14 protein-coding genes are annotated in these 12,019 nt (G+C 67.6%); 6 read left to right on the top strand and 8 right to left on the bottom strand.

Annotated features, from left to right (window positions below):
* Positions 1–10: 10 nt before the first annotated feature.
* On the bottom strand, positions 11–403 hold the full coding sequence (locus tag ACX40P_RS12775; RefSeq protein ID WP_459126736.1) for an acyl-CoA thioesterase: 393 nt from the start codon (positions 401–403) through the stop codon (positions 11–13).
* A gap of 66 nt (positions 404–469) precedes the next feature.
* Between ACX40P_RS12775 and ACX40P_RS12770 the strand changes: the two genes are divergently transcribed.
* Positions 470–688, top strand: a complete 219-nt coding sequence (locus tag ACX40P_RS12770) for a hypothetical protein (protein ID WP_459126735.1) — start codon at positions 470–472, stop codon at positions 686–688.
* A gap of 42 nt (positions 689–730) precedes the next feature.
* Here ACX40P_RS12770 and ACX40P_RS12765 read toward each other — a convergent pair whose 3' ends face one another.
* The 7 genes from ACX40P_RS12765 to ACX40P_RS12735 form a co-directional block, all read right to left on the bottom strand.
* On the bottom strand, positions 731–1,003 hold the full coding sequence (locus ACX40P_RS12765; protein ID WP_459126734.1) for a hypothetical protein: 273 nt from the start codon (positions 1,001–1,003) through the stop codon (positions 731–733).
* Positions 1,004–1,007: 4 nt separating this feature from the next.
* Positions 1,008–1,619: a YdeI/OmpD-associated family protein gene (locus ACX40P_RS12760; RefSeq protein ID WP_459126733.1), complete on the bottom strand. Its 612-nt coding sequence runs from the start codon at positions 1,617–1,619 to the stop codon at positions 1,008–1,010.
* 50 nt (positions 1,620–1,669) lie between these two features.
* Positions 1,670–2,017, bottom strand: a complete 348-nt coding sequence (locus ACX40P_RS12755) for a DNA primase (protein WP_459126732.1) — start codon at positions 2,015–2,017, stop codon at positions 1,670–1,672.
* 68 nt (positions 2,018–2,085) lie between these two features.
* Positions 2,086–3,369 (bottom strand): multidrug effflux MFS transporter, encoded by a 1,284-nt coding sequence (locus ACX40P_RS12750; protein WP_459126731.1) that lies wholly within the window; start codon positions 3,367–3,369, stop codon positions 2,086–2,088.
* Positions 3,370–3,611: 242 nt separating this feature from the next.
* Positions 3,612–5,411, bottom strand: a complete 1,800-nt coding sequence (locus ACX40P_RS12745) for an AMP-dependent synthetase/ligase (RefSeq protein WP_459126730.1) — start codon at positions 5,409–5,411, stop codon at positions 3,612–3,614.
* Positions 5,412–5,513: 102 nt separating this feature from the next.
* Entirely contained in the window at positions 5,514–7,289 is a 1,776-nt protein-coding gene (ggt, locus tag ACX40P_RS12740) for a gamma-glutamyltransferase (RefSeq protein ID WP_459126729.1), read from the bottom strand.
* Positions 7,290–7,615: 326 nt separating this feature from the next.
* Positions 7,616–8,635 carry a quinone-dependent dihydroorotate dehydrogenase gene (locus tag ACX40P_RS12735; RefSeq protein ID WP_459126728.1) on the bottom strand — a complete coding sequence of 340 codons (1,020 nt, stop codon included), beginning with the start codon at positions 8,633–8,635 and terminating at the stop codon, positions 7,616–7,618.
* Between the two features lie 88 nt (positions 8,636–8,723).
* On the opposite strand from ACX40P_RS12735, the gene ACX40P_RS12730 reads away from it, so the two are divergent.
* Genes ACX40P_RS12730 through ACX40P_RS12710 form a run of 5 tightly spaced genes read left to right on the top strand, consistent with a single transcriptional unit; the run spans position 8,724 to position 12,018 of the window.
* Positions 8,724–9,140, top strand: coding sequence for an RrF2 family transcriptional regulator (locus tag ACX40P_RS12730; protein ID WP_459126727.1), 417 nt, complete (start codon positions 8,724–8,726; stop codon positions 9,138–9,140).
* Positions 9,140–10,603: a Fe-S cluster assembly protein SufB gene (sufB, locus tag ACX40P_RS12725; RefSeq protein ID WP_459126726.1), complete on the top strand. Its 1,464-nt coding sequence runs from the start codon at positions 9,140–9,142 to the stop codon at positions 10,601–10,603. The genes ACX40P_RS12730 and sufB overlap by 1 nt, the downstream gene beginning before the upstream one ends.
* Positions 10,600–10,929 (top strand): hypothetical protein, encoded by a 330-nt coding sequence (locus ACX40P_RS12720; RefSeq protein ID WP_459126725.1) that lies wholly within the window; start codon positions 10,600–10,602, stop codon positions 10,927–10,929. The genes sufB and ACX40P_RS12720 overlap by 4 nt, the downstream gene beginning before the upstream one ends.
* The gene (gene sufC, locus ACX40P_RS12715) at positions 10,922–11,677 is read left to right on the top strand and encodes a Fe-S cluster assembly ATPase SufC (RefSeq protein WP_459126921.1); all 756 of its coding nucleotides are present in this window, start codon (positions 10,922–10,924) and stop codon (positions 11,675–11,677) included. Before ACX40P_RS12720 ends, sufC begins: the two co-directional genes overlap by 8 nt.
* Positions 11,674–12,018, top strand: coding sequence for a hypothetical protein (locus ACX40P_RS12710; protein ID WP_459126724.1), 345 nt, complete (start codon positions 11,674–11,676; stop codon positions 12,016–12,018). Before sufC ends, ACX40P_RS12710 begins: the two co-directional genes overlap by 4 nt.
* Position 12,019: the final 1 nt, after the last annotated feature.

The raw sequence follows: 12,019 nt of genomic DNA, 5'->3' as shown, positions 1-12,019 counted from the left end.
TCGCCAACCGTCAGGCGAGAAACGTCGCCGCGACCTCCTTCGGCACGCGGATCAGCCGGCCGCTGGCGCGGTCGATGATTGCCCAGGTGGTGCGCGCCTCCACCTTCACCCGGCCATCGTCGCCGGTGAAGCGGACGTGGCGGTCGAAGCGGGCACCCTTCGGCGCGTCGCCGACCCAGGTTTCGGCAGTGACGCTCTCGCCCTCGGTCAGGTTGCCGCGATAGTCGATTTCGTGCCGGGTCACGACCCAGACATAGGCCTGCGCATGCTCGCTCGGCGCGACCGCGGTCCAGTGCGCGACCGCGATGTCCTGGATCCAGCGAACCCAGACGGCATTGTTGACGTGGCCGAGTTCGTCGATGTGCTCGGGGAGAGCGGTGAAGCGTCGGGTAAAGGGCGTCATCGCGTGAACGATAGGCTAACCAGCCGCGGGAGCGAAGCCTTCACCACCAGTTGCTATACGGGCGCGATGATCCCGATTCCCTCGTCCCGCATCTTCCGCAGCCGCTGGCGTGCGATCTGGTGGTCGATCTGCGTCATCGCCGGCGCTGTCATGTTCGTCGGCTTCGGCGATGCCCCCAAGGACGGCCATGCCGCAGCCGCCGCGGCCCACTCCACCGATGCGCTGGGCCAGCCTATCGACGACAAGGCGATGCGCGATCTGGTGAAGGCGCTGGAGGGGAAGTAGATCCTCGGTGCTCCCGCGCAGGCGGGGCTGGTACAACCCCGATCAGCGCGTGTCGTGTAGCCTCGGCACCGCGCGCAGCGAGGATTTCGGCGACCGCGTGCCCGTGCCGATGCCCTCGCGCAGCACGATCGGCTCGGGACAGCCGGCAACGCGGCGGTCGAGCGCATAGAGGTGCGATGCGGGCGGCTCGTCGCCCAGCTTGCGCGTCCTGGCGGTTGACGGGGCGGCGGTCTTCGTTGCCGTCTCCGCGCACCGCGCCGGCTTCATGTCGGGCAGAGCCGACGTCGGCAGGACCAGCATTAGCATCGCGATCATCGGCTCAACCATCCGTCGTCTCCCGTTCGCTCTCGTACTTCCAGTTACGGCGTTTGCCCTCGCGCAGCCAGGCGATCGCCTCGGCCGTGCGGCGCGCGCGGGTTTCGGGGCGCTTCGCCTCGCCGATCCACTCGCTGTATTCGCGGCGGCAACTGGGCGGGAACGCCGCGAAGGTCGCCGCGGCCGCCGCATCGCCCGCCAATGCATCGGCGAGTTCGGGCGGGACGGGCAGTTCGGGTTTCGGCGCGCGCGGCGGGCGGGCCGGTCGCACGCCCGCATCCGCCAGCGCTGCGGCGTCGCGCACCAATGCTTCGAAGGCCGCGGCGTCGGGCAGGTCGTCGATCGAGCCGATCCGCCCCATCTGGCCCATCGCCTCGCCCTCGCGTCCCGTCGCCAGCGCCGCGCGCTGCCAGAAGCCGAAGGTGGCGTGCGCCTTGAACGCAGCCATGTTGGCGAAAGGCCGACCGTTCAGGACGAAGGCAGGCATTCCCCATTTGATGCTTTCCGCGACGGTCGGCACCGCCACGTGGACCCGCTCGCGCAGCCACGCCAATATCGGCTGCGCGAAGGGCGCACTCTTGGCGATATACGCATCGACTTGGGGATCGGTCGGCATGGCGGCGATGCTGCCTCCGCCACGCCGACCGCGTCAAGGTCACGGTGGCATCACGGCTTCAGCGCGACATCCTCGCCGTCGTCCAGTTCCTCGTCGGCGTCCTCGGCTCCATCTTCGAAATCGACCTGCGCGTCGTCCTCGTCCAGATCCTCTTCTTCGGCGTCGGCATCATCGTCTTCCTCGCCGACCTCGTCCGACAGCATTTCGAGCGCGTCGTCGTCACCGTCGTCGGCCAGCGGCTCCTGCCCCAGGTCGGGGTTCATGTCGGTCAGGATCGCGCCGTCGGTCGGGCCGTCGCCGGTCGCCTCCAGGATTTCGGCGCGCTGGCTCTCGTCGTAACCGTCCTCGTCATAGCCGTCGTCGCTGGTGCCCATGCCAGGAATCTGGTGGCCGCCCATCGCATATCTCCGAAAAACGGGGCGCGGCGCGGTGCCGGCCCATCCGTCTTTCGAACGGTGCGCGGGCGTTAGCGTTCCGCCGGTGCGCGACCGGCCGCGCCATCCTGCGCCGGACGGAACAGCCGCCCGCGTTCGGCGATCAGCACGATGATCAGCGCGGTCAGCCCCATGGTCGTGAAGCCGATGTAGAGCGGCACCGTCGACCCGTCATATTGCTGGCCGATATAGGCACCGACCAGCGCGGCGCCGAGCGTCGCGACGAACCCCTGGATGCTGGCGGCAACGCCTGCGATGTCGCCCATATTCTCCATCGCCATCGCCGAGAAGTTCGATGTCGCGAGGCCGAAGCACGCCATCATCAGCGCTTGCACGATGATGAAGTTGACGAGGTTCTCCGTGCCCGACAGCGAGACGAGCAGATGCAGGATGGCGAAGGTGACGAAGCCGATCAGCGCGGTGTGCGAGATCAGCCGCGTGCCGAGCTTCATGACGAGGCGCGAATTGAGGAACGAGCCGAGCGCCATCGTGCCCGCAACCGACGCGAACACCACCGCCAGCAAGTGCGGCACCCCGAACACGTCGAACACGATCTGCTGGATCGAACCGATGAAGCCGAACAGTGCGCCCTGCAGTGCCGTGGCGGCCAACGTGTAGCCCAGCGCATAGCGATCCGACGCGACGCGACGCGCGCCGTCGATCAGCAGGCTGAGGCGCAGCGGCCGCCGGTCCTCGACCGCCAGCGTCTCGGGCATGCGGGCCACGAACCACACGAGCACCATCGACGTCACCAGCGCGATGCCGCCGAAGATCCAGCGCCAGTCGGCGACCAGCAGGATCAGCTGGCCGAACGTCGGCGCCAGCACCGGTGCCGCCATGAACACGATGAAGGCGAGACTCATCACCCGCGCCATCGCGCGGCCGGAATAGCAGTCGCGCACCAGCGCCACCGTCACCGTCCGCGCGCCCGCAACCATCGCGCCCGACGCGACCCGCGCGGCGAGCAGCAGCACGAAGCTGCCCGAGATCGCGGCGAGCAGATTGGTGAGCACATAGCCCGCCAGCGCGACGATCAGCACCGGCCGCCGCCCGAACCGGTCGGTCAGCGGGCCATAGACCAGCATCGCGAAGGCGAAGCCGATCATGAAGGCGGTGATGATGAACTGGCGCGAATTGGCGTTCGCGACATCGAGCGCCGCGCCGATCGCGGGCAGCGCCGGCAGCATCGAATCGATGCCGAGCGCGGTCAGCGCCATCAGCGCGGCGATCAGCGCGACGAATTCGACAAAGCCGATCGGGGCACCGCCCGCGGTCGGGACCTCGGGCGGCGGCAGGTCGGGGGAGGGCGCGGTCATGGCGGCGGGCTGTAAGGTGCGGGGTGGCATGCGTCGAGCGCGAACCGACCGCGGCGGCGGGGGTTCCGTGCGGGCTGTCGATTGATGCGCGCTAGCCCTTACCCGTTCGTGCTCACTCCATCCGTTCGTGCTGAGTAGCGGCTGAGCGAAGTCGAAGCCGCATATCGAAGCACCCGTGGCGGTCGTTCGATACGCCATTTCGACTTCGCTCAATGGCTACTCAGGACGAACGGAGTTTGGTCCTACCCCTTGTACAACCCGTCCAGCCGTTCCCCATACACCCGCCGCAGCACATGCCGGCGGATCTTCAGGCTCGGCGTCAGCTGCTCGTTCTCGATGCCGAACGGCTCGTCGGCGATGATGAAGCGGCGGATGCGTTCGGTGACCGACAGCTCCTTGTTCACCCGCTCTACCGCCGCGCCGATCGCGGTGCGATAGTCGTGCGCCCCCTTCAGCCGGGCGAAGTCGCAGCCGGCCTTCGTCTTCGCGCACCATTCCGCCGTCCATTCGGGATCGGGCACGATCACCGCGGTCATATACGGCTTGCGGTCGCCATAGATCATCGCCTGGACGATCTCGTTCTGCAGGGTCAGCATGCCCTCGACCTTCTGGGGGGCGATGTTGTCGCCCTTGTCGTTGACGATGATGTCCTTCTTGCGATCGGTTATCTTGATGCGGCCCTGCGCGTCGATCATGCCGATGTCGCCGGTGTGGAGCCAACCGTCTTTCAGGACGCGTGCCGTCTCCTCCTCGTTGCGCCAGTATCCGTGCATGACGAGTTCGCCTCGCACCAGGATCTCGCCGTCCTCGGCGATGCGCACCTCGGTGTCGGGCAGCGGCGGGCCGACGGTGTCGTGCTTCAGGCCGGCGGCGGGGCGGTTGCAGCTGATGACCGGCGCCGCCTCGGTCTGGCCATAGCCCTGCAGGAACGTCAGCCCGATCGACGAAAAGAAGGTGCCCACCTCCGGATTGAGCGGTGCGCCGCCCGACACCATCGCCTTCATCCGCCCGCCGAAGCGCTTGCCGATCTTCGGCTTAAACAGCGTGTTGAGCACCATGCGCATCGGCAGGTCGAGCGGGCTCGCCGTCCCCGCCGCATCGCGCCCGCCCAGCGACAGCGCGCGCTCGAGCAGGAAGGTCGACAGCTTGCCCTGCTTCTCCACCGCCTTGGTGATCCGCGTACGCAGTACCTCGAACAGGCGAGGGACGACCACCATCAACGTCGGGCGCACCTCCTCGATATTGCTCGCCAGCTTGTCGAGGCCCTCGCTGTAATAGATCTGCGCGCCCAGCCCGATCGGCAGGTGCTGGCCGCCGGTATGCTCATAGGCGTGGCTGAGCGGCAGGAACGACAGGAAGATCTCGTCCTCCCACCCGAAATCCTCCGACACGATCAGACTGGCACCCGCGACATTGTGCAGGATCGCGCCGTGATGCTGCATCACCCCGCGCGGCGCGCCGCCGGTCCCGCTGGTGTAGATGATGCAGGCGAGGTCCGCGCGCGTCGCGGAAACGCCGTTCGCCACCGCCTCGACATCGCCCCGGTCCGGCGCGGCGAGCGTCGCCCAGTCATGCACCTCGATCGCGCCCGGCTGCCCGGCGCGGAATTCCTCCATCGCGATGACGTTGCGCGCCGACGATGCGCTGAGCAGCGCCGGCATCAGCACCCGCGCCAGCTTCGCGGTCGAGACGATCACCGCGCAGGCGCCCGAATTCTCGACGATATGCTGGTGGTCGCGCTCGGTATTGGTGACGTAGGTCGGCACGGTCACGCAGTCCGCGGCCATGATGGCGAGGTCGCTGATGCACCATTCCGGCCGATTCTCGCTGACCAGCATCACCCGGTCGCCGGGCTTCAGCCCCAGCGCACGCAACGAGGTGGCCAGACTCGCGACCTGCTGCGCGGCCTGCGCCCAACTGATCGACTCCCACGTCCCCCGCGTCTTGCGCCACAGGAACGGGGCATCGCCCTTTTCGCGCGCGCGGGTGAAGAACATCGTCACCAGATTCGGGAAATGTTCGAGCTGGCGTACGGCTGTCATGATCTCTCCTGATGGGCGGCGTATATGGCGCTCTATCGACGTCAACTCTTTACCGCGCTTTCCGTTCGTCCTCAGTCCCTAAGCGGCACGAACGGAGATGGTTCACTCCGGCGGCCGGGTCGGATCCTTGCCGACGCGGCGTATTGTAGTAACGGCGCCGCTCTCGTCCCCGGCGACGCCCTCGCTGCGCGGGTCCGCGCCGCCGGCCCAGCGCCCGCCGACCCATTCGACCGCATTGGCCTTCAACCCCAGCGGGCGTATCTCGACCCGCTCGCCCAGCGCCTGGAGTGCCGGGACCATCGCCGCGCGCTCGGTGCCGGCCTCGGCCGCCGCCGTCATGCCCGGCGCATAGAGCAGGCCCATCGCGATCGCGTCCTGCGCGCTCATGCCGAAATCGACGACGCCCATCACCGCCTTGGCGATCTGTGCGATGATCGTCGGCCCGCCGGCCGCCCCGACCGCCAGCCGCACGCGCCCTTGCGCGTCATACACGATCGTCGGCGCCATCGAACTGCGCGGCCGCTTGCCGCCCTCGACCCGGTTGGCGACCAGATAGCCGTCCTTCGCCGGCACCGTGTCGAAATCGGTCAACTCGTTGTTCAGCACGATGCCGTTCACGGTCAGGCCTGAACCGTACACCCCCTCGATCGTGGTGGTGACGGCGACGACGTTGCCCGCGCGGTCCGCGACCGACAGGCTGGTGGTGCCGGGCGTCTCGGCGGGTTCGGCGCGGGTGCGCTGCGGCGCGCCCGGCGGGGTGCCGGCGGCGAAGCTCGCCATCGTCGCGGTGGGGGAGATCAGCGCGGAACGGCTGGCGAGATAGGCCGGGTCGAGCATCCCGGCCACCGGCACGCGGACATAATCGGGATCGCCGATGTAGAGGTTGCGATCGGCATAGGCGAGGCGCGACGATTCGGCGAACAGGTGCCACGCTGTCGCGCTGTCCTTGCCCATCGCGCCCAAGTCGAAGCGCTCGAGCTGCTTCAAGATCATCAGCACGGTCAGGCCACCCGACGACGGCGGACCCATCCCGCAGATGCGATAGGCGCGGTACGGCACGCACACCGGATCGCGCGGCTTCGCCTGATAGCTGGCGAGGTCGCCCGCGGTCATCTGCGACGGATTGCGCCGTGCGGTGCGCACGGTCGCAACCAGCGCCTGCGCGTCCGGCCCGACATAGAAGCTGTCCGCCCCGCGCGCCGCCAGCCGCTCCAGCAGCGCGGCCTGCGCCGGATTGCGCACCGTCGCGCCGGCGGGCAGCGGTGTGCCGCCCGGCGAGAAGATCGCGCGCAGTTCGGGCACGATATGCCCGCCGTTGCGCGCCAGTCCATCGACGAAGCGCGGGGAAAGCTGCCATCCGTCCTTCGCCAGCCGGATCGCGGGACCGAACAGCTGCGCCCACGCCAACTTGCCGCCCGTCCGGTGCGCCAGCGCCATGCCGCGCAGCGCGCCCGGCACGCCGACGCTCTTTCCGCCCGGCACCGCCTCGCCATGATCCATCGGCTGGCCGGCGGGGGTGTAGAACAGCCGCGGACCGGCGGCCATCGGCGCGGTCTCGCGCGCGTCGATCGTGTCGAGCCCGCCGCCCGCCGCCTGCCGCACCCAGAAACTGCCGCCGCCCAAGCCCGAACTCTGCGGCTCGACCACGCCCAGCGCCAGCATCGTCGCGATCGCCGCATCGGTGGCGTTGCCGCCGGCGCGCAGGATTTCGACGCCCGCCGCCACCGCGCGCGGATCGGCGGCGCTGACCATGCCGGACGGGGCGGTCGTCGGGGTCGACGCGACCGCCGGGGCAGGCGGCGCGACCGGAGCGGGACGGATGGCGCCCGGCGTGCAGGCGGCGGCGAGTGGCAGCAGCGCGAGGAGGATGGCTCTCATGGGGCCGACCCTAACGCATGCCGCCAGAAGGTCGATTCCGAAAATTGGCTCGTGCACACCGCACCCCGTTCGTGGTGAGCTTGTCGAAGCACTGCCCTTCTTCGGGCGGTATCGTCAGCGGCACGAAGAAGGGCAGCCCCCTTCGACTGCCTGCCTGCGGCAGTCGCTCAGGACAGGCTTCGCCAAGTTCAGGGCGAACGGGGGAGGGGACGGCGCCCGCCAACAACCGTTCGTCCTGAGCTTGTCGAAGGACCGTACTTCGCGCCGCGAACGCACGCCTTGCCGATCGAAGAACGGTGCTTCGACAAGCTCAGCACGAACGGAGGTCAGAGGTCTGAGCCCACCGCATCCGCCACAGTCGCAAACCCGTCCCGCGCCAGCAGCCCATCCAGCCCCTTCGCGATCCGCCGCGCCAGCCCCGGCCCCTCGTAGACCAGCGCCGAATACAGCTGCACCAGGCTCGCCCCGCCCCGGATGCGGGCATAGGCCTCCGCCGCGCTGTCGATGCCGCCGACCGAGATCAGCGGCACCGCCCCCCCGGCCGCGCGACGGAAATCCGCCAATCGCGCCCGCGCCAGCACCGCCAGCGGCGCCCCCGACAGACCGCCCGCCTCGCCCGCATGCCGTGACGTCAGAGTAGGGCGCGATACGGTCGTGTTGCTCACGATCAGCGCGTCGATGCGGTGATCGATCGCGGCCTTGGCGATGTCGTCGATCTGGGCTGCGTCCAGATCGGGCGCGACCTTCAGGAACAGCGGGGTCGCCCCCGCCGCCGCGCGCGATGCCGCCAGCAGTTCGGCGAGCGCGCTCCCGTGTTGCAGGTCGCGCAGGCCCGGCGTGTTCGGCGAGCTGATGTTGATCGTCACGTAATCCGCGACCGCCACCGCCTTCGCCACCCCGGTCGCATAGTCGGCAGTACGGTCCGCCGCGTCCTTGTTCGCGCCGACATTGATGCCCAGCACACCGGCGCGCGTATGCGGCAACCGCCCGAGCGCGCCGTCGATGCCGCCGTTGTTGAACCCCATCCGGTTCACGACCGCGCGATCCTCGACCAGCCGGAACAGTCGCGGCTTCGGATTGCCCGGCTGGGGCAGGGGGGTCAGCGTCCCCACCTCGACGCTGCCGAAGCCGAGCCCGAAGAAGCCCGCCACCGCCTCCCCGTCCTTGTCGACCCCCGCCGCCAGCCCGACCGGATTGGCAAAGTCGAGCCCCGCCACGCGCGTCGCCAGCCGCGGCGATTTCTCGACCCGCCCGGTGCGCGATCCCGCCAGCGCCAGCGCGCGGATGGTCAGGCGATGCGCGCGTTCGGCATCCAGGGTGAAGAGCAGGGGATGATACCAGGCCATGTCCGCGTCTTTGCCGGTTGACGCAGTGCAGCGGAACCCCCATTTGCCAATCGGATCGAATCCATCCGATTTGAGAATTGTTCGCAATATGCGCCTCACCGCCCAGGCCGATTATGCCGTCGTCATGCTCAGCGCCGCCGCGCGCCACTGTGGCGTCAGCGGCCGACTGAACGCGACGCTGATCGCGCAGGAGACGGGCCTGCCGCTGCCGACCGTGCAGAAGCTGGTCAGCCGGCTGAGCGCCGCCGGCCTGATCGAGAGCACGCGCGGCACCGGCGGCGGCTTTCGCCTGTCGCGACCGCCCGCGTCGATCACGCTCGCCGACATCGTCGAGGCGATCGAGGGGCCGATCGCGATCACGACCTGCGTCGATACCGAACGCCATGACTGCGCGGTCGAGGGCAACTGCCGCGTCCGTCCGCACATGTCCCACGTCAACGGCGCCGTTCGCGGCGCGCTGGCGGGCGTCAGCCTCGCCACCCTCTCCGCCGGAGTGCCTGTGTAATGGCCACCAAGAACGCCGAGGCCTATGCGGCCGTATCGAAGACCTATGAATGGGGCTTCAGCTCGGACATCGAGCAGGAGTTCGCGCCCAAGGGCCTGTCTGAGGACACGGTCCGCTATATCAGCGCCAAGAAGAACGAGCCCGAATGGATGCTCGACTGGCGGCTGAAGGCATTCCGCCTCTGGCAGACGATGACCGCGCCGGACTGGGCGAAGCTGAACATCGATCCGATCGATTATCAGGACGCCTATTATTATGCCGAGCCCAAGGCGAAGCCGAAGCTGGGGTCGCTGGACGAGGTCGATCCCGAAATCCTGCGCGTCTACGAAAAGCTCGGCATCCCGATCGAGGAGCAGAAGATGCTCGCCGGCGTCGAGGGCGCGCGGAAAGTCGCGGTGGACGCGGTGTTCGACAGCGTGTCGGTCGCCACCACCTTCCGTGCCGAGCTGGAGGCCGCGGGCGTCATCTTCCGCTCGATCTCGGAGGCAATCCGCGAATATCCCGACCTCGTCCGCAAATGGCTGGGCAAGGTCGTGCCGCAGCACGACAATTACTTCGCGACGCTCAACAGCGCGGTCTTCAGCGACGGGACGTTCGTCTATATTCCGGAGGGCGTGCGCTGCCCGATGGAGCTGTCGACCTATTTCCGCATCAATGCCGAGAACACCGGGCAGTTCGAACGCACGCTGATCGTTGCCGACAAGGGGTCGTACGTCTCGTATCTGGAGGGCTGCACCGCCCCGATGCGCGACGAGAATCAGCTCCACGCCGCCGTCGTCGAACTCGTCGCACTCGATGATGCCGAGATCAAATATTCGACCGTCCAGAACTGGTATCCCGGTGACGAGAACGGCAAGGGCGGCATCTACAACTTCGTCACCAAGCGCGCGCTGTGTCAGGGCAAGCGATCGAAGGTCGCGTGGACGCAGGTCGAGACCGGCAGCGCGGTCACGTGGAAATACCCGAGCTGCGTGTTGAACGGCGAGGACAGTGTCGGCGAATTCTATTCGGTCGCGGTGACGAACAACCGCCAGCAGGCCGATACCGGCACGAAGATGATCCACAACGGCAAGGGCAGCCGATCGACCATCGTGTCGAAGGGGATCAGCGCGGGCCGCAGCGACAACACCTACCGCGGCCTCGTCCGCGTCGCGCCGGGCGCGGAGGGCGTGCGCAACTTCACCCAGTGCGATTCGCTGCTGCTCGGCGACCAGTGCGGCGCCCACACCGTGCCGTACATCGAGGTCCGCAACCCCTCCGCGCAGATCGAGCATGAGGCGACGACCAGCAAGATCAGCGACGACCAGATGTTCTACGCCATGTCGCGCGGGCTGGATTCGGAGGCGGCGGTCGCGCTGATCGTCAACGGCTTCGCGCGCGAAGTGCTGCAACAGCTGCCGATGGAATTCGCGGTCGAGGCGCAGAAGCTGCTGGGGATCAGTCTTGAGGGGAGCGTGGGGTGATAGGTCTGCTATTTTTCTTTATCGTTATCCCTGCCATCGTTGAGATAATTATCCTCAACGTAATGTTTAATTTGTTACGAGACGGCAAGCAGAAGCGCGCTATTATAAATATTGTATGTGTTTGCGCAATACCAATTCAAATGGTCATCTATGTTTTGGTAACTACCGATTTCAATCGAAATGACAGCATGATGATGGTGTGGCTGTTTGTTATTTGCGCTCCTGTGCAATTCGCGGCGTCGTTTGGCGTGCTTGAGTATGAAAAATATCGCCGCAAGCATCGTCCCGTCGTAGGTATGTTTGGTAGAGTTGATAATGATGCTTAAAATCGAGAACCTCCACGCCGAGATCGACGGCAAGGAAATCCTCAAGGGCCTGTCCCTCACCGTGAACGCGGGTGAGGTCCATGCGATCATGGGGCCGAACGGCGCGGGCAAGTCGACGCTCGGCTATGTGCTGGGCGGGCGGCCGGGCTATGAGGTGACCGAGGGCTCGGTCACCTTTGACGGGCAGGACCTGCTCGAACTCGAACCGCACGAGCGTGCCGCCGCGGGCGTGTTCCTCGGCTTCCAGTACCCGGTCGAGATCCCCGGCGTTTCCAACGTCCAGTTCCTGCGCGAGGCGCTGAACGCGCAGCGTTCGCAGCGCGACGAGAAGCCGCTGTCGGGCGCCGAGTTCCTGAAGCTCGCCCGCGCGCAGGCGGATGGCCTGGGCCTGTCGCAGGACATGCTGAAGCGCCCCGTCAACGTCGGCTTCTCAGGCGGCGAGAAGAAGCGCAACGAGATGGTGCAGATGGGCATCATCGACCCGAAGTTCGCGATCCTGGACGAAACCGACTCCGGCCTCGACATCGACGCGCTGCGCATCGTCGGCGACGGCATCAACCGCATCATGCGGCGCGCGGACAAGGCGGTGCTGCTCATCACCCACTACCAGCGGCTGCTCGATTACGTGAAGCCGGACTTCGTCCACGTCCTCGCCGACGGCCGCATCACGCGATCGGGCGGGGCGGAGCTCGCGCACCAGCTGGAACGCGAAGGCTATGTCGACATCGCGCAGGGCCAGACCGCGTGATCCTCGCCCTCCTCCTCGCGCAGGCGGCGGCGGGCACGCCGATGCCGGCCGACGCCATGGTGCGCAGCCTTCAGAACTTCCGCGGCGTCGTCCGCGACGGCGGCAGCTGCACCGTCCGCCGCTCGACCGGCGACGCGGAGATCGACCGGATCGGCTGCGCCGCGATCGAGACGTGCATGCCGCAATATCAGTCGCGCCTCGCCGGCTCGAACGACCGCGCGATCCAGCCCGGCACGCGCCGCGTGATGCAGGCGGCGCTGGGCGCCGAACTGTCCGAATGCCTCACCGGCATCCACACGCGCATGGCGGGCGAACTCGCCGCTCGGCGAAAGGGGTCGTGAT

The sequence above is a fragment of the Sphingomonas sp. RS2018 genome (assembly GCF_054489605.1).
The sequence above is the reverse complement of the archived record's forward strand: the minus strand, read 5'-3'. Positions and strand labels throughout refer to the sequence as shown.

Coding starts and splice junctions, on each gene's coding strand:
- ggt (WP_459126729.1), bottom strand. CDS start 7,289: ATGAGAGCCATCCTCCTCGCGCTGCTGCCACTCGCCGCCGCCTGCACG.
- ACX40P_RS12760 (WP_459126733.1), bottom strand. CDS start 1,619: ATGCCGACCGATCCCCAAGTCGATGCGTATATCGCCAAGAGTGCGCCC.
- ACX40P_RS12770 (WP_459126735.1), top strand. CDS start 470: ATGATCCCGATTCCCTCGTCCCGCATCTTCCGCAGCCGCTGGCGTGCG.
- ACX40P_RS12765 (WP_459126734.1), bottom strand. CDS start 1,003: ATGATCGCGATGCTAATGCTGGTCCTGCCGACGTCGGCTCTGCCCGAC.
- ACX40P_RS12775 (WP_459126736.1), bottom strand. CDS start 403: ATGACGCCCTTTACCCGACGCTTCACCGCTCTCCCCGAGCACATCGAC.
- ACX40P_RS12735 (WP_459126728.1), bottom strand. CDS start 8,635: ATGGCCTGGTATCATCCCCTGCTCTTCACCCTGGATGCCGAACGCGCG.
- ACX40P_RS12745 (WP_459126730.1), bottom strand. CDS start 5,411: ATGACAGCCGTACGCCAGCTCGAACATTTCCCGAATCTGGTGACGATG.
- ACX40P_RS12750 (WP_459126731.1), bottom strand. CDS start 3,369: ATGACCGCGCCCTCCCCCGACCTGCCGCCGCCCGAGGTCCCGACCGCG.
- sufB (WP_459126726.1), top strand. CDS start 9,140: ATGGCCACCAAGAACGCCGAGGCCTATGCGGCCGTATCGAAGACCTAT.
- sufC (WP_459126921.1), top strand. CDS start 10,922: ATGCTTAAAATCGAGAACCTCCACGCCGAGATCGACGGCAAGGAAATC.
- ACX40P_RS12730 (WP_459126727.1), top strand. CDS start 8,724: ATGCGCCTCACCGCCCAGGCCGATTATGCCGTCGTCATGCTCAGCGCC.
- ACX40P_RS12755 (WP_459126732.1), bottom strand. CDS start 2,017: ATGGGCGGCCACCAGATTCCTGGCATGGGCACCAGCGACGACGGCTAT.